This window comes from Neomoorella sulfitireducens (assembly GCF_024733845.1).
Lineage (GTDB): Bacteria > Bacillota > DSM-521 > Neomoorellales > Neomoorellaceae > Neomoorella > Neomoorella sulfitireducens.
In genome coordinates this window covers 78723-100178 of sequence record NZ_JANRHG010000010.1, presented here as the reverse complement: position 1 = coordinate 100178, position 21456 = coordinate 78723, and the positions used below count along the sequence as shown (strand labels likewise).

The 21456-nt window shown below is 51.6% G+C and carries 18 protein-coding genes and 1 tRNA gene; 16 read left to right on the top strand and 3 right to left on the bottom strand.

Translation table 11 applies throughout. The annotated features are described in order from the left end of the window. The first annotated feature begins 27 nt into the window (after positions 1-27). Positions 28-2808 (top strand): helicase C-terminal domain-containing protein, encoded by a 2781-nt coding sequence (locus NWF31_RS10890; RefSeq protein ID WP_258360528.1) that lies wholly within the window; start codon positions 28-30, stop codon positions 2806-2808. 215 nt (positions 2809-3023) lie between these two features. Continuing rightward, on the top strand, positions 3024-3491 hold the full coding sequence (locus tag NWF31_RS10885) for a hypothetical protein (protein WP_258360527.1): 468 nt from the start codon (positions 3024-3026) through the stop codon (positions 3489-3491). Positions 3492-3606: 115 nt separating this feature from the next. Here the strand turns inward: NWF31_RS10885 and NWF31_RS10880 are convergent, their stop codons facing one another. Then, positions 3607-3957, bottom strand: a complete 351-nt coding sequence (locus tag NWF31_RS10880) for a TIGR04086 family membrane protein (RefSeq protein ID WP_258360526.1) — start codon at positions 3955-3957, stop codon at positions 3607-3609. Between the two features lie 148 nt (positions 3958-4105). Here NWF31_RS10880 and NWF31_RS10875 point away from each other — a divergent pair, with 148 nt between their 5' ends. The 8 genes from NWF31_RS10875 to surE all read left to right on the top strand — a co-directional run bounded on the left by NWF31_RS10875 (position 4106) and on the right by surE (position 10534). Next, a complete protein-coding gene (locus NWF31_RS10875; protein WP_258360525.1) occupies positions 4106-5095 on the top strand; it encodes an acyl-CoA dehydratase activase-related protein in 990 nt (329 codons plus the stop codon). Then, positions 5092-6204, top strand: a complete 1113-nt coding sequence (locus NWF31_RS10870; protein ID WP_258360524.1) for a 2-hydroxyacyl-CoA dehydratase — start codon at positions 5092-5094, stop codon at positions 6202-6204. Before NWF31_RS10875 ends, NWF31_RS10870 begins: the two co-directional genes overlap by 4 nt. Further along, the gene (locus NWF31_RS10865) at positions 6179-7138 is read left to right on the top strand and encodes an acyl-CoA dehydratase activase (protein ID WP_258360523.1); all 960 of its coding nucleotides are present in this window, start codon (positions 6179-6181) and stop codon (positions 7136-7138) included. The genes NWF31_RS10870 and NWF31_RS10865 overlap by 26 nt, the downstream gene beginning before the upstream one ends. A 20-nt stretch (positions 7139-7158) precedes the next feature. Continuing rightward, positions 7159-8124 (top strand): hypothetical protein, encoded by a 966-nt coding sequence (locus tag NWF31_RS10860; protein ID WP_258360522.1) that lies wholly within the window; start codon positions 7159-7161, stop codon positions 8122-8124. Between the two features lie 18 nt (positions 8125-8142). Then, positions 8143-8610, top strand: a complete 468-nt coding sequence (locus tag NWF31_RS10855; RefSeq protein WP_258360521.1) for a Fur family transcriptional regulator — start codon at positions 8143-8145, stop codon at positions 8608-8610. Between the two features lie 88 nt (positions 8611-8698). Then, positions 8699-9631 (top strand): tetratricopeptide repeat protein, encoded by a 933-nt coding sequence (locus tag NWF31_RS10850; RefSeq protein WP_258360520.1) that lies wholly within the window; start codon positions 8699-8701, stop codon positions 9629-9631. Then, a complete protein-coding gene (locus NWF31_RS10845) occupies positions 9594-9749 on the top strand; it encodes a YpmA family protein (RefSeq protein ID WP_258360519.1) in 156 nt (51 codons plus the stop codon). The genes NWF31_RS10850 and NWF31_RS10845 overlap by 38 nt, the downstream gene beginning before the upstream one ends. Positions 9750-9751: 2 nt before the next feature. Then, on the top strand, positions 9752-10534 hold the full coding sequence (surE, locus tag NWF31_RS10840; protein WP_258360518.1) for a 5'/3'-nucleotidase SurE: 783 nt from the start codon (positions 9752-9754) through the stop codon (positions 10532-10534). Here surE and NWF31_RS10835 read toward each other — a convergent pair. Then, on the bottom strand, positions 10495-12036 hold the full coding sequence (locus NWF31_RS10835; RefSeq protein WP_258360517.1) for a putative polysaccharide biosynthesis protein: 1542 nt from the start codon (positions 12034-12036) through the stop codon (positions 10495-10497). The genes surE and NWF31_RS10835 overlap by 40 nt on opposite strands. Positions 12037-12220: 184 nt before the next feature. Between NWF31_RS10835 and fusA the strand changes: the two genes are divergently transcribed. Further along, positions 12221-14266, top strand: a complete 2046-nt coding sequence (gene fusA, locus NWF31_RS10830) for an elongation factor G (protein WP_258360516.1) — start codon at positions 12221-12223, stop codon at positions 14264-14266. Positions 14267-14452: 186 nt separating this feature from the next. Next, positions 14453-15721: a sensor domain-containing diguanylate cyclase gene (locus tag NWF31_RS10825; RefSeq protein ID WP_258360515.1), complete on the top strand. Its 1269-nt coding sequence runs from the start codon at positions 14453-14455 to the stop codon at positions 15719-15721. 77 nt (positions 15722-15798) lie between these two features. Here NWF31_RS10825 and NWF31_RS10820 read toward each other — a convergent pair. Further along, positions 15799-15874: transfer RNA gene (locus NWF31_RS10820), tRNA-Trp, on the bottom strand. 188 nt (positions 15875-16062) lie between these two features. Here NWF31_RS10820 and NWF31_RS10815 point away from each other — a divergent pair. The 4 genes from NWF31_RS10815 (at position 16063) to NWF31_RS10800 (ending at position 21449) form a co-directional block, all read left to right on the top strand. Further along, entirely contained in the window at positions 16063-16911 is an 849-nt protein-coding gene (locus NWF31_RS10815) for a PHP domain-containing protein (protein ID WP_258360514.1), read from the top strand. Further along, positions 16908-17837, top strand: coding sequence for a D-alanine--D-alanine ligase (locus NWF31_RS10810; protein WP_258360513.1), 930 nt, complete (start codon positions 16908-16910; stop codon positions 17835-17837). The genes NWF31_RS10815 and NWF31_RS10810 overlap by 4 nt, the downstream gene beginning before the upstream one ends. A gap of 109 nt (positions 17838-17946) precedes the next feature. Then, the gene (locus NWF31_RS10805; protein ID WP_258360512.1) at positions 17947-20676 is read left to right on the top strand and encodes a UPF0182 family membrane protein; all 2730 of its coding nucleotides are present in this window, start codon (positions 17947-17949) and stop codon (positions 20674-20676) included. Positions 20677-20744: 68 nt separating this feature from the next. Continuing rightward, positions 20745-21449, top strand: a complete 705-nt coding sequence (locus tag NWF31_RS10800; protein WP_258360511.1) for a two-component system sensor histidine kinase NtrB — start codon at positions 20745-20747, stop codon at positions 21447-21449. The last annotated feature ends 7 nt before the right edge of the window (positions 21450-21456 follow it).

Below are 21456 nucleotides of genomic sequence, written 5' to 3'. Positions count from 1 at the left end.
CGAAAAAGAGGAAAGGGGGGCCGGTCAATGTTACCCTATAATTATATAGTCGTGGATATAGAGACAACCGGCCTTGATCCTGACCAGGACCAGATTATTGAAATTGCCGCCGTACGCCTGGAGGGAGGCCGGGTAACCGGCAAGTTTCATACCCTTGTCAATCCCGGCCGGCCCATACCGTCATATATCCAAAAACTCACCGGTATTAATGACGCTATGGTCGGGGAAGCCCCTCCTCTGGCCGAAATCCTCCCCGGGTTGCTGGATTTTATGAAGGGGGCGTTTCCCGCCGGTCACAACGGTAACTTTGACCTGGCTTTTTTAAACCGGGCCCTGGGCAATACCACCTGGCATCTCCCTTTGCTGGATACCTTAACCCTTAGCCGGATACTCTATCCCTGCCTGCCATCCTACCGGCTGGAGTTTTTAAGCCAAAAATTCTCCTTTGACGCAGGCGAACACCATCGCGCCATGGGGGACGCCCTGGCCACCGTTCAGCTGTTGCATATCCTCTGGCAAGCTACCTTGACCCTGGATAAACATCTGTTGAGCACTTTCTTCAAACTGGCTCCGGCCGGCCTGCAGCCATGGTTCCGGGCAGCCCTGGACGCCGAAGCCATCCCTGCGACCACGGAAGAAGTGGCTGCTACCGGGCTCTTCGCTCCGGAGCAACCCCTTCTAGCTTCGCCGTCAGTCCAGGAATACAGCCCGGACGAGATAACCGCCCTCCTGGGTCCAGGCGGCTTGCTGGCCTGCAAACTTCCCGGATATGAATACCGGCCCCAGCAAGCCGAAATGCTCCGGGCCGTAGCTACAGCCCTGGCAGGGCATAAGTACCTCATTGTTGAAGCCGGGACCGGCACCGGCAAATCCCTGGCCTATCTCCTTCCGGCCGTTTACTGGGCCTGCCATCAGGGCAAGAGGGTGGCTATTGCCACCCATACTATAAGCCTCCAGGAACAGCTCTGGAATAAAGATTTACCCCTCTTAAAGGAAGTCCTGCCTTTTTCCTTCAGGGCCGCCCTGGTCAAAGGGCGCAACAACTACCTTTGCCGCCGCAAACTCAGGGATTACCAGCTTAATCCACCTCCCGGGACAGAAGAACGCCATTTTCTCCTCAGGGTACTGCGCTGGTTTAAGCAGACTGCATCCGGGGATTGGAGCGAAATGAAGTTAAATCCAGAAGAGGAATCCTTAAAGCTGGCCCTGGCTGCCGATAAGGATACCTGCGCCGGAAACAGCTGCCCCTTTAATGACAGCTGTTTTGTAAATGCCGCCCGGCAGGAGGCCGAATCTGCAAATATCTTGATTTTAAATCATTCCCTGCTCTTAAGTGACGCCCGTTTAAATAACCAGGTCCTGGCCGATTATCCTTATCTCATTATAGACGAAGCCCATCACCTGGAAGAAGCTGCCACAGAACATCTGGGAGTGGTAGTACGGCAGTCCGGTGGTGAATTTTTTATCCAACGCTTGGGAAACAGAAATATAAATTTCAGTTTTTTAGGCCGGGCCTGGGCCCTTGCCCACCGTTTGGCGGGGGGAGAAAACGCCGGTTTGTTAGCCATTCTTGATGATATAGAAGGCAACGCTGCTCGAATTCGACGTGAATGGCAGGCTTTCTGGGATTGCCTGGCGCGTTTGCATGATGCCTGTCTTTGGGAAAACAACAACTCTACCCTGCGTTTTACTGCCCGCCTGCGGGAAACGCCGGCCTGGGATACCTTGTTAGGCACCTTCGGGCAACTGGAAGAAACCTTCAACAGCCTGGCCGGTCGCCTGGCCCGCCTGGCAGAATTACTTTACGCTGCCGGTGCTGAAGAAACGGCGGCTGATGCCGCCAACCTGGGAAATATTTTTGCCCAGATCAGCCATGATATGGGAGAAATCCTCGAGGCCGATCCGGAAACATTTGTTAGCTGGCTGGAAATAAATAACACCGGCCAGTATACCCTGCATTTGGCACCCCTGGAAGCCGGGACTCTGCTGGCAGATCTGCTCTTTACCCGGAAAAAAGCCGTGATTTTAACGTCAGCTACTATTACTGTCAATAATTCTTTTGATTTTTACCAGCAACAGGTAGGGTTAACGGCATTACCTCCAGGGCGGGTTATTACCTGCCAGGTACCATCACCCTTTGATTACCATTCTCAAGCCCTGGTTTGTACCGTCAAGGGCCTGCCCAACCCCGGTCAGCTCAACGACAGTGCTTATGCCGCAGCTATTACGCCGGTGATAGCAGAAATTCTGCCTGCAGTAGACGGGCGCACCCTAATCCTCTGTACTTCGCACCGTTTCTTGCGCGATGTTTACAACCTCTTGAGCGGTATGATGGACGACAGAGATTATACCGTTCTGGCCCAGGGCATAGATGGTGGTCGTTCCCAGCTCCTGGAGGAATTCCGGCAAACTCCCCGGTCTGTCCTCCTGGGGGCCAGTAGCTACTGGGAGGGTATCGATCTTCCCGGCGACCTGCTGCGTTGTTTGATTATCCCCCGCCTGCCTTTTCCTTCCCCGGGCATGCCCGTCCTGGCCGCCCGTATGGAACACCTGGCTGCTAAAGGCGGAAACCCCTTTACAGCTTTAAGTTTACCTCAGGCAATTATCCGTTTCCGGCAGGGATTTGGCCGCCTGATACGGAGTTCAATCGATCGAGGTGCCCTGGTAGTCCTTGATCAACGCCTCCTCTCCCAGCGCTATGGTCGATATTTCCTCCAGTCCCTGCCACCTGTTACAACGGCTGAAGTGACACCGGAGGAGCTCCCTGAAAAGTTAAAAGCCTGGTTTAACCCGGATGCAGCCCCTTAAACATGCACTTTTACCTCACCGGCTTAATACTATAATTAAGAGGCCAGACCGGAGTGAGGTGATTAGCATGAGGGTTTACTTTATTCCATTACCATCCTTTTTGAAACGCTTGTTAAAAAAAATATTACATCAAGAATGAGGGGGCAACCTCTCTTCTTTTTTGGCATAAATGGCCGTTCCCACCATTAAAATTAACATTGGAGGTGGGATTAGGAATGAAGGGCTTTAAATTTTTTTCTCTAGGATTAATTCTCGGTATCGGCTTGACCTGGGCGTGGTTTTCTTTTAGCGAAAAAAAAGAGATTTCCCCACCTGCCTTCCCGGTACTGGCCGCGCCCGGCCAGCAGCCGCCTTACGCTGTTATTTATGACTTTTACCAGGCCCTGGCCGCAGGAAGGCAAGAACAGGTTGCCGCCCTGGTTACCAGGGAGTTTAAAGCTGCTTTAAAATATAACTCCCTCCTCCAGAAGTGGCAACAGTCCAGGCAGCAGGATCCAACCTTGCGGTTCGTCTTTTTCTTGATCACAGAACAAGATTTTGATCTAAAAGCCGGAACGGCCCGGGTGAGGGGAAGTGCCGAATGGGTATCATCCCGGCAGGGTACCCTTTCTGTTCCCCAGACCATTTTCATATTAAACGAGGAAGGTGCATGGAAAATACAGGATATTAATGAGCATGGATAAAAGTTGCCTTTACCTTCATAAAGAAATCGGCCCCGAAGGGCCGGCAGTGGAGCTTCATTGCTACCTGTTTTTTGCTTCCCATTCCCCGCAGGAGAGGTTTTATCGCGGTACTAATTTAACGGCCGGCCATACCGGCTATCCCGCCCATGGCACCGCCCAGGAGACAAATTCCCAGCTTCTTGCCGGCTGCGCCCAGGACTAAAGGCCCGCCGGTCCATCCCATGGCCAGGGTAACTATAAAAAAGAGCAATGCTACTACCAAACCCTGGACAAGTCCCCTGGCCGCAGCGATCCTTGCCGCCTGCAGCCCCCCTAGAAAGACGGCCAGGGCCAAAATAATACTGGCAAGCAAAGGCAACAGGCCTTCGGAAAGGGGAGTAAAATACAGCAATAACCCGAGAAAAGTAGCCATACCCAGACCAGCTAACATGGCATAAAGTAAACCCGTCAAAACAGCACGCAACAAAATTTCCACCCCCGAACACTTAATCTTATTTCACCTAAACCCTATGCCTGCTTACCATAGAAAATACCTGCTTCTTTATAACCCCGGAAGGTTTTTTAAAATTGACGTCGAAATCTAGGTTGGATAGTTTGACAGGAGGAAAAAATCTTTGGCTTCACATATTGGCTTTCCTACGGCATTGTTTTATTACAGCCATTATCCTTTCTGGCTGGCCTTTTTTAACCGCTTGGGGATCGAAGTTGTCACTTCGCCTAAAACTACTAAAGCTATCCTTGATGACGGTTCCCGGGAGGCAGTAGCCGATGCCTGTATTCCCATTAAACTCTACCATGGTCACGTCCTGACCCTTAAAGATAAAGTGGATGCGATTTTTATCCCGCGTATGGTCAAGATAAACAGGCGTACCACCTTTTGCCCTAAATTTTTAGGGTTACCGGATATGGTGCGTGCCAGCCTGCCCCACCTACCTCCCATCATCGATCTCCAGGTCGATGCCAGCCGGGGTCTCCTGGGGTTTTGGCCGACCTGCCGGGGTCTAGCCGATCTCCTTGGTCGCACCAGGCGAGAGGCATGGTCTGCCTATCTGGAGGGAAGACACCACCATCACGCCTACCAGAAACTGCTGCAGGCGGGTTACCTGCCCCTGCAGGCCATGGCAAAGCTGCGTGGTGAGACAGTTGATGCCCCTGCCAGGACGCCGGGAAGTTTGAACCTGGCCGTCCTCGGCTATCCCTACCAGGTCTACGATCAATATATCAGCCTGGATATCATCGGTAAATTAAAAAAGTTACAGGTTAATATTTGGACCATGGAAATGATCAACCCGGCCAGGCTATACAGGTTGAGCGGCCGCCTTCCCAAACGTCTTTTCTGGCATTATTCCAACCTGGTTCTAGGGGCCGCCTATTACTATCTCCGGCAGGAAAATATAGACGGCATCATTCACGTCACTGCCTTTGGCTGTGGCCCCGACGCCATGGTGGACAAGATTATGGAGCTGGATATCCGTAAGTTTAGCCGGGGACAAATACCCTTTATGTCAGTAAGCATTGATGAACAGACCGGTGACGCCGGTATCACCACCCGCCTGGAGGCCTTTATCGATATGCTGCACCAGAAAAGGAGGGGAAACAGGTGAAAAAAGTATCTTTTGCCCACATGGGTTATTCCTACCTGGGTTTCAAACAGCTGGTGGAAGATATGGGATTTGAGGCCGTCGTCCCCCCCAACCCCAGTCCTGCCACCCTGGACCTGGGCGTCACCCATGCCCCGGAATATGCCTGTATCCCCTTTAAAATGGTCCTGGGTACATATCTTGAAGTTTTGAATAAGGGAGCAGAGATGATTATAACTTCCGGTGGAGTTGGACCCTGCCGGGCCGGTCTGTACGGGATGATGCATGAAAAAATTCTCCATAATCTGGGATACAACTTTGAAATTTTTGTTTTCGATCCCCCTCTGACGGGTTTGTGGTCTTTTTTCATCAAGCTAAGGCGGGTAATAAAAACAGCAGGGATATCCTGGCTGGCCTTTGTTGATGTCATTCGCCGGGCCTGGGCAAAATTAAAGCTCCTTGATGAACTGGAGCAGTTGGCCACCGGTATCCGCCCCTATGAAGTGAAAAGGGGAGACACTACCCGTACCTTTCACAGTTGCCTCAAAATAGTCGAACAAGCCCGGAGCCAGAAAGAAATAGCGGCTGCCCGGGAAGAATGCCGGCAACTCTTACAAAGCATCCCCCGGGATAACGGCCGCCGCCCCCTCAGGGTAGGTATTGTCGGGGAAATTTACGTCCTGCTGGAGCCTTTTATGAACCTGGAAATTGAAAAAACCCTGGGAGAAATGGGGGTTATTACCCATCGCTCTATTTACTTAACCCAGTACACGGCCACCGATGTCCTGGCCCATGGCGCCCAGGACGTACGCCAGCTTGCCCACCCTTATCTCAATCAATTTGTCGGGGGGCATGGTCAAAACAGCGTCGGCGAGGCCATCCTTTACGCCCAGAACGGTTTTGACGGTGTCATCCAGCTGGCACCTTTCACGTGCATTCCCGAAATAGTAGCCAAAAGTATTTTACCACGAGTCAGCCGGGACTTTGGTATTCCCGTTTTAAGCCTGACTATTGATGAACAGACCGGCCGGGCCGGAATAGAAACCCGGCTGGAAGCCTTTGTCGATCTTTTGCGCCAGCGGCGCGAGCAAATGGAGGCCAGGAGTAATGCAGCCCTGTTACCTGGGTATTGATGTCGGTTCCGTCAGCACCAACGTTGTTGTCATTACCCCTTCCGGGGAAGTATTAAGCAGCATTTACCTGCGTACCCAAGGCCAGCCCATCCAGGCCGTGAAAGAGGGACTCCGCCGGGTGAAGGCCGACCTGCCGGAAGACGTGAGAATTGCCGGGGCCGGTACCACCGGCAGCGGTCGCTATCTGGCCGGCGCCATAGTCGGCGCCGATATTGTCAAAAACGAAATTACCGCCCATGCCGTGGCCGCCCGCCTGGAAGTGCCGGATGTGCAGACCATCCTGGAAATCGGCGGCCAGGATTCCAAGATCATCATCCTTCGCCAGGGTGTTGTTATCGATTTTGCCATGAACACCGTCTGTGCCGCCGGGACGGGTTCTTTCCTGGATCAGCAGGCCGCCCGCTTAGGAATACCTATTGAAAAATTCGGCGAGCTAGCCCTAAAAGCCAGGAATCCCGTTCGCATTGCCGGCCGCTGCACCGTGTTTGCCGAATCTGATATGATTCATAAGCAACAAATGGGACACAATATAGAAGATATTATTTGCGGCCTCTGTGAGGCCCTGGTCCGCAACTACTTAAATAACGTTGCCAAGGGCAAAGAGATACTCGCCCCCGTTGTCTTTCAGGGTGGAGTGGCAGCCAATACCGGTATCCGGGCTGCCTTCAGCAAAGCCCTGGGACAGGATATCATCATCCCACGCCACTTTCCCGTTATGGGAGCCCTGGGGGCTGCCCTCCTGGCCAGGGATTCTGTCAACAATAATCGGGAAACCAAATTTAAAGGTTTTGAAGTTGCCGAAGAAGAATTCCGGGCCCACAGTTTTACCTGCCAGGGGTGTTCAAACCTGTGTGAAATTGTTAATATAGAAGAAGAAGGTAATTTGATAGCTCGCTGGGGCAGCCGTTGTGGTAAATGGGATACACTTGGTTAAGGGGAAAGGAGTAGATAGCTTTGCGAGAAAGTACCTTTTCTTTCTGGCAGGATACGGATTTTAACGCTTTACCTGATAAACCCCTGACGGTAGCAGACTTTGCTTACCAGGGCCTGGCCGGGGTGGAAGAAAACTGGCTCTGGGAAGCCAGCAGCAGTGACGGAACCTGCATCAGCGTTTTTTTTAACGTTGGCAATACAGGAGGAAAAGCCCTTCTCCTGGTGGCCAGGCCGGCCAGAGAAACAATCAGGCGGGAAGTAACCGCTCCTTTTACGGCCGCTACCCATCGTCTCGAGGTCCGGATGGCAGGTAATCACATCTTCCAGGAAGGCGAATTTTTCCACCTGGAATGGCAAACAGACGATATAGCGCTGCAGTTAAAATATAAACCGGAGTTACCGGGCTGGCAACCGGGCCACGGCCGGATTAATTACGGCGAGAAGGGAGATAAATACCTGTACTGGTGTGTCCCCGTACCCCGGGCCCGGGTTAGCGGCAGGATGCTTCTCGCGGGACAAGAGGAAAACTTTAACGGCTATGGATATATCGATTACCGCCGTTTTAATTTCCCTTTACCCCAGGTCCTTGGGGGAGCTATCCTCGGTCGCTACTATACCGATGCCTATACCCTTCTATGGGCCGACTTCTGGGGTAATCTCCTCTACAGCGGTAAACACGTAAGGGCCCTTTACGCGGCACGTCATGGGGAAATCCTGGCCTCTACCGCCAACCTTGATATCCAGATCCTTGACCGTAAAGCTACAGGGGAATTAACCTATCCGGCCGAACTATCCTTGCAGTCCGGTACTTCCCCCCTCATAAGGCTGGATATAAAAGATACAACGCTTATATCTCCCCAAATAGTTTCCGGCAGCGGGTTTAAAGGTCTTTACTGCCTCTTTAAGGGCAAACTAGTGCTGGCCACCCGGCCGGAAGAAGAAGTCGCCGGGCGCGGATGTATGGAAACCATCACAGCCAGGGATTAAAGGATTGCGGGTGTTACTATGGAAAATACCTTTAATGCCATTTGCCAAAAGCTTCACCAGCTTGATTATAAGGTAACACCCCAGCGCCAGGTGATACTCAGGGCCTTCCTGGAGAATGCCGCCGAGCACTTAAGTGCCGAAGAAGTATATAATATAGTCAAGGAACGTTATCCCGATATCGGCCTGGCCACCGTATATCGCACCCTGGATCTCCTGGCAGAACTTGATATTTTGCAAAAAATCAATTTCGGGGACGGCCGCACCCGTTATGAGCTTGACCAGCACGAAACCCATTACCATCACCACATGATCTGCCTGGGATGTGGCCGGGTCCAGGAGTTTGATGATGACCTCCTGGAATCCCTGGAGAAAGTATTAACGCGCCAGACGGGTTTTCATATAACCGATCACCAGTTAAAATTTTTCGGATACTGTCGTGAATGCGCCGCTAAAAACCGGGATAAGTCGGGTAATGATGTTATTTGACGTACGATTATTTCCATATGAGGGAGGAAATGGTATAAAGAAAGACGAAAAATAAGGACAGGATGGATATGCAAAGGAGCGATGGGCAATGTCCAGTCCTGTCCAAAATCCGATTTACAGCCGCGACCAGCAGCCAGTTGTCCATTCCCAAACGCAAACCTTAGAAGAGCAAGCCTGGAGGCTGCTGGAACAAGGACAATTCCCGGAAGCGGCCCGGCTATATCAGGACCTCCTTCATAACAGGAAGCGTCATGCTGCCGGGTGGAACAACCTGGGTTATTGTCTTTTTAAGATGGGGAATGCAAACGAAGCCCTGGCCTGTTACCAAAAAGCCCTCCGGCTCGCTCCCAGGGATACAGGTATTTTAATAAATACCGGCCTTTGTTACCAGTATCTAGGGCAATGGCAGGAAGCATACCGGTATTTACTCCGGGCCAGCCAGTACGGCGCCAGGGATGCCGAGCTGTTGAACAATATTGGTGTATGCCTTGCCCAGCTTAATCGACCTGAAGAAGCCATAAACTATTACCGCCAGTCTTTAAACCTGGCACCGCAGCAGGGGGAAGTTATTGCCAACCTGGCGGTTGCCCTGGCCCAGGCACGGCGCTGGCCGGAAGCAATCGACTACCTGGAAATAGCCTTGCGCTTGTTACCGGCCGACGTTTCCGTCCTCAATAATGCCGCCATCTGCCTGGAAATACTGGAGAAATATTACCTGGCTGCTTCCCTGTACGCCCGTGCCCTGGCCCTTCAGCCAGGTGACCTGAAGCTGAGGCGTAACTATGCTGCCTGTTTGTTGAAACAACACCGGCTAGAGGAAGCGCGGGAAATTCTGGAAGAATTACTGCGCCTTGATCCCGGCCACAGTGATGGATGGCAGCTGCTGGGCCATCTTTATGAGACTATAGGCGATCCGGAAGAAGCGGCCAGGTGTTACAACCATGCCTGGGGATTGACAGAAAGCAAGGAAAGGGTGGGCTCTCATGCGCCTGCTGGCCAGCAAGAGTTTCGCCAGCAATGATGAATTATATAAAATCGTTGACTTATTGAATAAAACCTTGAAGGATTTTAACCTCATGTTTGGCCTGTCTAAAGATACAAATGGAAAAACCATGACCCTTTCTATATACGAGGTGTGACATTGGTAATACTGCTAACTAATGATGACGGCATCTATGCCCCCGGAATAAAAGCCTTAAGCCTGGCCCTTGCGGCCGTCGGTAAGGTAGTCGTTGTCGCTCCTGAAAGAGAACGCAGCGCCATCGGTCACGGCATCACCATGCATAAACCTTTACGGGTTACCGAAGTCCCCTGGGAAGAGCCCATCGGTAAAGGCCTGGCCATTAACGGTACTCCCGCCGATTGCGTTAAACTGGCCCTGGATGCCCTCCTGGATGAGCCGGCAGCAATGGTCATCTCGGGTATTAACCGGGGTGAAAACCTGGGAACCGATGTCCTTTACTCCGGTACCGTCTCGGGAGCCATTGAAGGCTGTATCAACGGCCTGCCGTCCCTGGCGGTGTCCCTGGTGGGGGAAGAAGAATTTGATTTTACCTTTGCCGCCAGTTTTACAACCCGCCTGGCCCGGGAAATACTCAAGCGGGGTCTGCCCCCGGGAACCCTCTTAAACGTGAATATTCCTCAACTGCCTGAAAATAAAACAAAGGGAATAGCAATCACCCGTCTAGGGCGGCGCCGTTATGTCAATACCATCAGCACCCGCAGAGATCCACGCGGGCGGGCCTACTACTGGTTGGCCGGCGAAAAAGAAGACATTGACCAGGGACCTGATACCGATATCGGCGCTTTAAGTCACGGCTTTATTTCCATAACCCCCCTCCAACTAGATTTAACCCATTATGCCTTCCAGCAAGAATTAAAAGCCTACCTGCCGGGCCTGTGGCCGGGCCATGGCAATAAATAAAGATGGCCGGGTGTAATTACACCCGCAACAAGAAGAATTAAAAGATAGATCAATCCGCCACCGGCAATAGCCTGGATAAGGCGCCAGGTTGCCGGTACGAGAGCAAAGCCCGTCCAGATAAAAGAAGTTACCAGAACGAGCCCGCAGGAGGCCAGCAGGGGGCCAAAAACAAAACTGCGGCTATCCAGGTGTAAAGGAGTGTACCTGGACAAGGACAGGAGATTTAAAATAGCTGTTACCCCGCTACCCATGTTTACTCCCAGGGCAGCCCCGGTAATCCCCATAAAGGGTGTAAAAAAATAAATACCCAGGATATCAACAATCCCGCCGATAACAGTCGTCTTGAAAACGGTGGCTACAGCACCCAGGCCATTGAGGATGCCGACGGTAGTTTGCTCGAGGTAGATAAAAACGCTACCCCAGGAAAGCATTTTTAAAGCCACCCCGGCAGCCGGAGTAGAAAAAATAAAGTCACACAGTGGTGTAGCCAGGAGATAAAAGAAAAGCGCAAAGGGTAAACCGCTTAAAACCGTAAGTTTTAAAGCCTGCCGGCAACGTTTAGATAAAAGTTGATTATTTCTAACGGCCCGGGCTTCAGCAATGGCCGGGACCATAGCCATGGCAACCGCTACCGTAATAACCATGGGAAGGTATACCAGGGTCATAGCAATGCCGGCATACTGGCCGTATATTGTTGTCGCTTCCCCTACACTTGCTCCCCAGAGCTGGAGCCGGTGGGGAATCAACATGGCCTCCAGGGTTAACATCGCCCCGCCAGCCGCCCGGGCCATCATGACCGGCAGGGACAGGCGGGCCAGGGGTAAAATATCAGCCCGCATTGAACTTTTCTGGAAGCTTGCCACGTCATAATAGGCCCGTGCCCGCCAGAAAATAGCTATACTTATAACCAGCCCTGCCAGTTCTCCCAGGACCATACCCATGGCCAGGCCGGCAGCTGCCATGGCTACCCCTAAGGGAAGAAAATGAAGGCCTAAAAAAAGCCCGGCGCTCACGCGGATGACCTGCTCACTTACCTGGGCGAGGGCTACAGGATACATAAGTTGCAGTCCCTGGAAATAACTGCGAAAGGCCGAGCAGGTACAAACAACAGGCAGGGCCAGCAGCATGACCATAAAAGCCTGGTAAACCCGTGTATCGGCGAAGAATTTTGTGGTCAGATAAGGGGCCAGAAACCATAAAATCAATGCTGTGGTAAGCCCGCTCCCGGTCAAAAAGAATAAAGAAAGGCGGAAAATACTGCGCACCTTTCCCCAGGCCTGGAGGGCTACTCGTTCAGCTACTAACTTGGCCAGGGCTACCGGGACACCGGCGGAAGCTACCATCAACACCAGGCTATAAAAGGGAAAAACCATTTCATAAAGACCCATGCCTTCGGCGCCGATGAAACGTACCACCAGTATACGATAAGCAAAACTGATAATCCGGTTTAACAGGCTGGCCAGCATGAGAACAGCAGCACCGTGCCAGATAGATACGCCCATACTGTCACCTCATCTAAATTTATGCCGGCCAGGAAATGTTTAGAAGAACCATAAGCGGGGAAAAGTAGTAACTGCCAGCCTTAAAAATATTTGCTCTGAAAAAGAGGATTTTTACAAAAGGAAGGCTAATATATACCCTGTTAAGTACCCGTCAACAGCAGAAGGATGAGGAGGGCTTTATTTAATGAAGGTTTACCCCAGTACCAATATCCGTAACGTTGGCATTGTAGCCCACGGCGGCGCCGGCAAAACGAGCCTCGCGGAAGCACTGCTGTTCAATGCCGGCGCTACCAAACGTTTGGGCAAGGTGGATGAGGGCAACACCGTAACCGACTACCACCCTGAAGAAATTAAACGCAAGGTTACCATTAATACCTCCCTGGCCTTTGCCGAGTGGCAGGATAATAAAATAAATATCCTTGATACACCCGGTTACAGCGATTTCTTTGGCGATGTGGTGAGCGCCTTACGGGTAGTCGATAGCGCGCTGGTCGTTGTCAGCGCCGTTGCGGGCGTGGAAGTACAGACGGAGGTTGTCTGGGAAGAAGCCGAAGCCCGCAACCTGCCGCGGCTGGCTTATATTAATAAAATGGACCGGGAAAACGCCAATTTCCAGAAAGCTGTCGAGTCGATGCAGGAACGCTTGAGCGGTCGTATTGTTCCCGTCCAGCTACCTATAGGAGCTGCTGATACCTTCAGCGGCGTCATCGATATCCTCAAACAGAAGGCTTATACCTATGACGGGAGCGGCAATGAAAAAGAAGTTCCTATACCGGACGAATACGCCGGCGAAGTTGAATCTCTACGGGAAACCCTTGTTGAAGCCGCGGCCGAAGGTGACGACGAACTGTTAATGAAATACCTGGAAGGCGAGGAGTTGACTGTAGAAGAGGTTCGCCGCGGTTTAAAAAATGCCATTGCCGGGGGAAAAGTTATCCCGGTCCTCTGCGGTTCGGCCTTGAAAAATATGGCCGTTAAACCTTTACTGGATTATATAGTTGATTATCTACCCTCACCGGCAGAGGTTGCCGGGAAACCGGCCGCCGAACTGGAAAAGGAAAACCTGGCTGCCCTGGTATTTAAAACCCTGGCCGACCCCTATGTGGGCAGGTTGAGTATGTTCCGCGTTTACAGCGGCATTCTCAAATCAGATTCCGTTGTTTATAACGCCAACCGGGAAAGTGAAGAAAAAATCGGCCAGCTTTTTGCCCTCCAGGGCAAAAACCAGGTAGCCGTAACCGAAATGAGGCCGGGGGATATAGGGGCCTTGGCCAAACTGCAAGTTACCACTACCGGCGATACCCTTACTACCAAAACCAACCCGGTCAAACTTGAAGGCATCGACTTCCCCGAACCTACCCTTCCCGTAGCCATTAGGCCCAAGAGTAAAGGTGACGAGGATAAACTCAGCAATGCCTTAACAAGGCTCCTGGAAGAAGACCCCACCTTGCGCCTGAGTAAAAATACGGAGACCAGGGAGACCATCCTCACCGGCATGGGAGAAACCCACCTGGACATTACCCTGGAGCGGCTGCAGCGGAAATTCGGGGTGGAAGTAGAAATGAGCACGCCCAGGGTACCCTACCGGGAAACCATCCGTGCCAGCGTTACCCGGGTGGAAGGCAAGCACAAGAAACAGACCGGCGGTCACGGCCAGTACGGGCACGTCTTCATCGATATGTCACCCCTGCCGGATAAGGAATTTGAGTTTACCGAAACCATCTTCGGCGGTGCCGTACCGCGGCAGTACATCCCGGCCGTTGAGAAAGGCATCCGGGAAGCCATGCAGGAGGGAATCCTGGCCGGCTACCCGGTAACCAATATTAAAGTCAACCTGGCCGACGGTTCTTATCATACCGTCGACTCCTCGGAAATGGCTTTCAAAATAGCTGCCGGGTTGGCATTCCGCAAAGCTGTAGAACAGGCCAAACCGGTGCTCCTGGAGCCCATCATGAATGTAGAAATCATCGTACCCGAACAGTTCATGGGCGACATCATGGGTGATTTAAACAGCCGCCGGGGCCGGATTCTCGGCATGGAACCCAAGGGTAAAAACCAGGTAATCCGCGCCCAGGTACCCCTGGCCGAAATGTACCGTTACGCTATCAACCTGAAATCTATCACCCAGGGCCGCGGCCACTTCAGGATGGAATTTGCCCAGTATGAAGAAGTTCCGGCCAATATTGCCGAAAAGATTATCCAGGAAGCCAGGAAGGAAAAAGAAGAATAAAGATAAAAGGAACCCCCTCGCCAGGAGGGGGTTTCAATTTCCGGGAAGCAAATCCGGGAAATCGCCACCAATGACCGGCAGCTGTATTCACCGGCCTTATTTACAGTACACCTCTATGAGTAGAAGTTGTTATATAGTATAATTTGACCTGATGGCATGCCTAGCAGTTGCAAAGGGAGTGGTAACTTGCCCAGGCCGGCAGCATTAATAATCATAGCTACCGTACTCTATTTAATAGCCCGGGTCAATTACCTTATCTACCACACCCTGGTTGAGCTTTTCAGCGTGGTTGTAGCTTTCCTGATATTTACTATCTCGTGGTTAATCAGAGACCAGGAACATGATATGTTCCCGAGTGTTATTGGCGTGGGGTATGCCTTTATAGGTTTTTTTGATTTACTCCACACTATCGCTTACAAGGGCATGGGTATCTTTGCTGCAACCGGTGCCAACCTGGCAACGCAGCTCTGGATAAGCGGGAGGTTGCTTGAAGCCTTTGTGCTCCTGACGGCGCCGTTCGTGCAAACTAGAAGGGCACGGCAGTCGCTTTGGTTTATCTATGCCCTTTACAGCAGCCTGGTTTTGACAACTATATTCTGGTGGCGAATCTTCCCCACCTGTTATATCGAAGGCTCAGGCCTTACACCTTTTAAAATAATAACAGAGTATGCAATAATATGTATCTTGCTCTTAACCCTTTATATATTGAAAAAGCATGAGCCTGCCCTGCCGGGGGTTATGGTCAACTACCTTTCCTATTCGATTTTGACCACCATAGCCAGCGAGTTTTGCTTTACTTTATACGTCAACGTTTACGACCTGGCTAATTTTACGGGCCATTTATTGAAAGTGGCAAGCTATTATTTGCTTTTTACCGGCATTGTGGAAAAGTGTATTCGTGAACCCCTGGCAAACCTGTACCGCCGCCTTCAGGCCGACAACCTGCGCCTGCAACTACTGGCCTCCCTTGATTCCCTGACAGGCCTCCTTAACCGGGGCGCACTAATGTTGTTGATTCCGGCCGGGCTCGAAAAAAGCCGCACTGACCGGGTGCCATTTAGCTTGATGATGATCGACATCGACCACTTCAAGTTGGTGAACGATACTTACGGCCACCAGGTGGGCGATATCGTCCTAAAAGAGCTTGCAGGTTTAATTCTCAAGGCCGTACGTTCGCGGGAAGATATTGTAGGCAGGTACGGCGGGGAAGAGTTTATTGTCGCCATGGGAAACGCCAATGCAAATATGGCCAGGATCGTTGCTGAACGTATACGCCGGGATGTCGAAAAGCACGTTTTTGGTATTACATCCGGCCACGCCCTTAAAGTAACCGTAAGCCTGGGTATCGCAGAAGCCAGGAAAGGGGAAACCGTTGAGGGAATTATCGACCGTGCCGATCAGGCCTTATACCTGGCCAAAGCCAGAGGTCGTAATCGTACAGAGGTGGCGCTATGAGACAAAAAACAAGGCCGCTTCAGGAACAGGGATTCTTTCAGGTCCTTCGGCGGCCGGAAGCCTTATAATTGATGGTTTGGCAGGGGTGGCAGGGCTCGAACCCGCAACCAACGGTTTTGGAGACCGCTACTCTACCAATTGAGCTACACCCCTAAGAACCTTCATTTTCAAGGCTTCCCGGGTCGGCAACATGAACTCCATGCCGGCAACCCGGTCCTACGACAAATTTATTATATCCTTTTTCCCCCTGCCAGTCAAGATATCCTTTTTTATCGTCCAGGGAGGTTTCTTTTTTCATAAGCCGAATATATATTTAATGCCAGCTTTTCGAGGTGTTGCCCTTGGTATATGCCGACCTTCACATTCATACCCTGGCTTCGGACGGTAGCCTGGCGCCCGTTTCCGTCCTGGAACAGGCTAAAAAAAACGGCCTCAAGGCTATCAGCTTTACAGACCATGAGAGCCTTTACGGTTATTACCAGGCTTGCGATTACGCCCATGAACTCGCCCTGGATCTCCTGCCCGGAATTGAAATGGTTACAAGTATTAAGGGCCGTGAAATTCACCTCCTGGGCTATAATTTTGATCCCTATTCTCCCGTACTAACCTCGGCTTTACAAACTATCTGTCAAGAACGAAATCTCCTTGCCCGCAAAGTTATCCAGCGCCTGCAAACCCTGGGTTTTAACGTCAGCTGGGAAGAAGCCTTAAAACTTATCCCTACCGGCGGGGTACTGGGAAAAAACCATATCCTGCAACTTTTACGGCAAGCAGGATATATCCAGGAACCGGCTCAGACAATAGAATTTTTGCGGTGTTATTTATCACCCGGGGGCCTGGCCTACATTCCCTACGAAGGTAACCCCTTACCCCGGGCAATAGCCTTGATTCACGCCGCCAACGGGGTTGCCGTGCTGGCCCATCCTGGCCTGATCAGGGATGAAAGACTGTTGAGGAGCATCCTGGAAGAGGACATTGACGGCGTGGAGGTATTTTATTATTATCTAGGGGATGGTAGAAAAGATACCATTCGCTATTTTTACCGGCTGGCCGTGGAAAGAGGATTCCTTATTACCGGCGGCACCGACTTTCACGGTATTTATACGCCGGTAGCAATGGGTTCTATGGGCATTTCCGCCGGGATGGTTAAAAGGTTAAAGGATTTTAAGGAGGCACCTGTAAGAGTATGAAAATCGCCGTCCTGATGGGTGGCCCTTCTTCCGAAAGGGAAATTTCTTTAAAAAGCGGTGCTGCTGTCGCCACCGCCCTGGAAGCCCGGGGTCACCAGGTTATGAAGATTGACCTTGATGGAGAAGTAGCTGCCAGATTAAAGGCTTTCGCCCCCGATGTTGTCTTCAACGCCCTCCACGGCAGGCCGGGAGAAGACGGTTCCGTCCAGGGTTTGCTGGAGATTCTAGGTATCCCCTATACAGGCAGCCGCGTACTGGCCAGCGCCATTACCATGGATAAAATCATTACCAAACGCATCTTACGCCAGGCCGGCCTGCCCACCCCGGATTTTTTAAGCTGGACGGCCACACGATACGCTGCCGGCAGGGAAGAAGTACGGAAACGCATTTTAAAGGACCTGGGGTTACCGGTGGTGATCAAAGCCCCAACCCAGGGTTCAACCATCGGCACATTTATCGTCAAGGAAGAAGGAGAGCTGGCGCCCGCCATTGAAGCCGCCCTGAAATATGACCCCTGCTTTATGGCCGAGGCCTTTCTTCCCGGCCCGGAAATAACGGCTGCCGTCCTGGGAAATAACGATCCCATAGTCTTACCTTTAATCGAAATTGTATCCCATACCGGGTTTTATGATTATACGGCCAAATATACTCCCGGTTTAAGTGATCATATTATACCACCCCGGTTACCGGAGGGTGTTTTAAACGCAGCTGCCTCCCTGGCCCGCGAGGCTTATATCCTCCTGGGCTGCCGCGGTTTTGCCCGGGTAGATATGATTGTAGCCGGTGGCCAATCACCCCAGGTTATCGAAGTCAACAGCGTGCCGGGAATGACGGCCACCAGCCTGGTACCCGACGCTGCCCGGGCCGCTGGCATTGACTTCCCGGAATTAGTACAAAAAATAGTTGACCTGGCCCTGGAAGCGTGAGAAAGCCTGCCATGGACGCCCCGTTTATACGGGGTTTTTATTTTTGTCAGGAGGAATGGCCGCCCAGGCTGGCGAAGTATTAATGCATCCCCTGCAGGAGGTTTTTGTTATGAACATCCTGAACCGCATCCGGATAATCCTGGTAGTTGTCATCTTTACCGTCCTCGCTATTACCTACCTGGCTTCCCATTTCCTGGCCGACTGGTACTGGTTCGGTGAAGTCGGCTATCGTCAAGTCCTCATTGCGAGTCTTTTTTCCGACTGGGGCGTGAGGCTGGGAGTTATTACCTTTTTCTTCCTTTTCTTTTGCCTCAACCTGCTTTTTACCTGCAAGGGACTGGATTTATCTGTTTCTCCCGGGCGAGAAAACTGGACTTTAAAAGAATACCTGGTTGATCGTTTTGTTACCAAGAGGCGGTTGAGCATCTTATTCCTGATAGTCAGCTTTGCCGGCGCCCTGCTTTTCAGTCCCCTGGCAGCCGGTAAATGGCTGGTTATCCAGCAATACATCCGGGCAACCGACTTTGGGTTTACCGATCCTTTATTCACCAGGGATGTTGGCTTTTACGTCTTCAAATTGCCGTTTTATAGCTTTCTCTATACACTCCTAGTTACGGCCCTGGTAGGGGCTACCCTGGTTACCGGCTTTTTCTACCTGCTATTTAATCCCGGGGAGCTCCTGGGCTTTAGAAAGGGTCGCTTTGCCCGACCCCAGATCCATTTCGCCACCCTTGTGGCCCTTTTCCTCCTGGTACAGGCCTGGGGTTTCCGCCTGCGGGCCTTTGACCTGGTCCGTTCGCCCCGCGGCCTGTTTTTTGGTGCCGGGTATACGGATATCCACATCCTCCTGCCCGGATACAACATCCTGGCCGGCGTTGCCCTGGCCTGCGCCATAATTATTTTCTTCAATGCCTTTCGCCGTAGTTTCAAACTTGTAGGCCTTGGAGTCTTAACCTTCGCAGCTGCTTATTTTTTTCTGGTTGTATTTTTACCCCCGGTAGTCCAGAAATTCCAGGTAGAGCCCAACGAGTTTGCCCGGGAAGAAGCATATCTCCGCTTTAATATTGACTTTACCCGCCGCGCCTACAATCTAGATAAAATTGCCGTGCAGGAATTCCCGGCTCTTACCAACTTAACTGCGGCCGATTTAGAAAAGGAAAAGGCAACCCTGGAAAATATCCGCCTGTGGGATTACCGTCCCCTGCAGCAAACTTACAGCCAGCTCCAGGAAATTCGCTCTTATTATAGCTTTAAAGACATTGACGTTGACCGATATATCTTTGGAGACAGCCGTCGCCAGGTAATGCTTTCCGCCCGGGAACTTGAACAGGATAAACTTCCCGACAGGGCCAGGACCTGGATAAATGAAAAAATGCGTTATACCCACGGCTATGGCCTGGCCATGAATCTGGCCAGCACTGTTACACCAGGAGGGCAGCCCGAATTTATTGCCGGCGATTTGCCTTACCGCAGCACTGTTGGTCTCCAGGTTAACGAACCCCGCATCTATTACGGTGAGTTGACCGGGGATTATATTATTACCGGCGGTAGATCGGCTGAGTTCGACTATCCCTCCAGCGAGGGTGATAACTTTATTGAAACCCGGTATACCGGGAAGGGAGGAGTGCCCCTCAATAGCTACTGGCATCGTCTCATCTTTGCCTTCCGTTTTAATGATTACCGGTTATTGATGAGCAAGGAATTGACCCCCGAAAGCAAGATCCTCTACTATCGCAACATCATGGAACGGGTTCATAAGATTATGCCTTACCTGCAATACGACGCCGACCCTTATCTGGTCGTCGCCGATGGGAGAATGTACTGGTTCCTTGACGCCTATACCGTAACCAATATGTACCCCTATTCCGAACCGGTCGAAGAGGGCTTTAACTACATCCGTAACGCCGTCAAAGTGGTGATTGATGCCTATAATGGTACGGTCGATTACTATCTCGTTGACCCCGGTGACCCCTTGGCCCGGACATTGGGAAAAATTTTCCCCGGCCTGTTTAAACCACTGGCGGCGATGCCGGAAAGCCTTAAGCAACACCTGCGTTATCCAGGGGAACTGATGGCCATCCAGGCCAGGATGCTGGCCGGCTACCACATGGACAACCCCATGTTCTTCTACAATAAAGAAGACGCCTGGAATATTGCCGAGGAAATGGTCGGTGCCGAGCGCAAGACTATGGAGCCCTATTATACCATGCTGCGTTTGCCGGGCGAACAGGAAGCAGAATTTATCTTAATGCTGCCTTTTACCCCTGCACGGCGGGCAAATATGATAGCCTGGCTGGCGGCCCGCAACGACGGGCCCAATTATGGCCAACTCCTGCTTTACAAGTTCCCCAAAAATAGTTCTATTTACGGCCCCATGCAGATCGAAGCCCGTATTGATCAGGAACCCGGCATCTCCCAGCAGCTTACCCTCTGGGACCAGCATGGTTCCCAGGTTATTCGTGGCAATCTCCTTGTTTTACCCATTAAAGAATCGCTACTTTATGTAGAGCCCATTTTCCTCCAATCCCAGGAGAGCAAGCTACCGGAACTCCGCCAGGTAGTTGTAGCTTACGGTGAGAAAATAGTAATGGCCGGTACCTTGGCCGGGGCCCTGCATACCATTTTTGTTGACGGGGCAGAGGGTACTCCTCCCGTTGAAGCCGGGACCCCTCCCGTCTCGCCTGCACCCGATCAACTGGCGGCTGCCCTTCAAGAAGCCAACCGCCTGTATGCCGAAGCCCAGGAAAGGCTGAAGCAGGGCGACTGGGCCGGCTATGGAGATAATATAGAAAAACTAGGACGGCTTCTCCAGCAGATACAACAAATTTACACCCCCTGATATTTTTACCCGGGAGGAAAAAGGACCAACTTGTGGAAATATAGGTTATGGCCGGAGGTGATAGAGAGATGTTATATTCTTTTCATGAAAAGGATCAGGAATACCTGACAGAAAAACTGGCCATTGTTGGCGAACTGGCCGCCGGTATGGCCCACGAAATCCGTAATCCCCTGACTTCCATTCGCGGTTTTTTACAACTCTTGCAAACCAAATTTAATCCCCAGGACATTGAACAAGAATATTTTGCCATTATGTTTGACGAACTCGACCGCATCAATACCATTATCAAGGAGTTCCTGTCCCTTACCAGGCCTTCCCAGCTCCAGCTACAAATAACATCCTTTGGCCAGCTGTTAGCAGAAGCCTTACTCCTTGCCGAGCAGGAAGCTATAATGTATGAGGTAAAACTGGTCCGGCAGCTGGCACCGGAATTACCCTTTTTATGCATGGATCCCGGCCAGATAAAACAGGTCATCCTCAATCTCACCTCCAACGCCATCCATGCAGCCAGCCCGGGAGGAATAGTCGTTGTAAGTTCTTACCTGGATGCAGGTAATAACCGGGTCGTTACCACCGTAGAAGACAATGGGCCGGGTATTCCCCCGGAACAGCTGGATTTAATCTTTGAACCATTTTACACCACCAAGAAAAACGGTACCGGTCTGGGACTGACATTGAGCAGTCGTATCGTTGCCAGCCACGGTGGTAAAATAGAAGTCAAAAGTAAAGTAGGGGAGGGAAGCCGTTTCAGTATTTACCTGCCTGTAACATAATCCGGAA

Excerpts from the sequence above, each read along its gene's own strand:
- fusA (WP_258360516.1), top strand. The coding sequence starts at position 12,221 with ATGAAGGTTTACCCCAGTACCAATATCCGTAACGTTGGCATTGTAGCC.
- NWF31_RS10810 (WP_258360513.1), top strand. The coding sequence starts at position 16,908 with ATGAAAATCGCCGTCCTGATGGGTGGCCCTTCTTCCGAAAGGGAAATT.
- NWF31_RS10800 (WP_258360511.1), top strand. The coding sequence starts at position 20,745 with ATGTTATATTCTTTTCATGAAAAGGATCAGGAATACCTGACAGAAAAA.
- NWF31_RS10865 (WP_258360523.1), top strand. The coding sequence starts at position 6,179 with ATGCAGCCCTGTTACCTGGGTATTGATGTCGGTTCCGTCAGCACCAAC.
- NWF31_RS10805 (WP_258360512.1), top strand. The coding sequence starts at position 17,947 with ATGAACATCCTGAACCGCATCCGGATAATCCTGGTAGTTGTCATCTTT.
- NWF31_RS10890 (WP_258360528.1), top strand. The coding sequence starts at position 28 with ATGTTACCCTATAATTATATAGTCGTGGATATAGAGACAACCGGCCTT.
- NWF31_RS10885 (WP_258360527.1), top strand. The coding sequence starts at position 3,024 with ATGAAGGGCTTTAAATTTTTTTCTCTAGGATTAATTCTCGGTATCGGC.
- NWF31_RS10850 (WP_258360520.1), top strand. The coding sequence starts at position 8,699 with ATGTCCAGTCCTGTCCAAAATCCGATTTACAGCCGCGACCAGCAGCCA.
- NWF31_RS10835 (WP_258360517.1), bottom strand. The coding sequence starts at position 12,036 with ATGGGCGTATCTATCTGGCACGGTGCTGCTGTTCTCATGCTGGCCAGC.
- NWF31_RS10855 (WP_258360521.1), top strand. The coding sequence starts at position 8,143 with ATGGAAAATACCTTTAATGCCATTTGCCAAAAGCTTCACCAGCTTGAT.
- NWF31_RS10845 (WP_258360519.1), top strand. The coding sequence starts at position 9,594 with ATGCGCCTGCTGGCCAGCAAGAGTTTCGCCAGCAATGATGAATTATAT.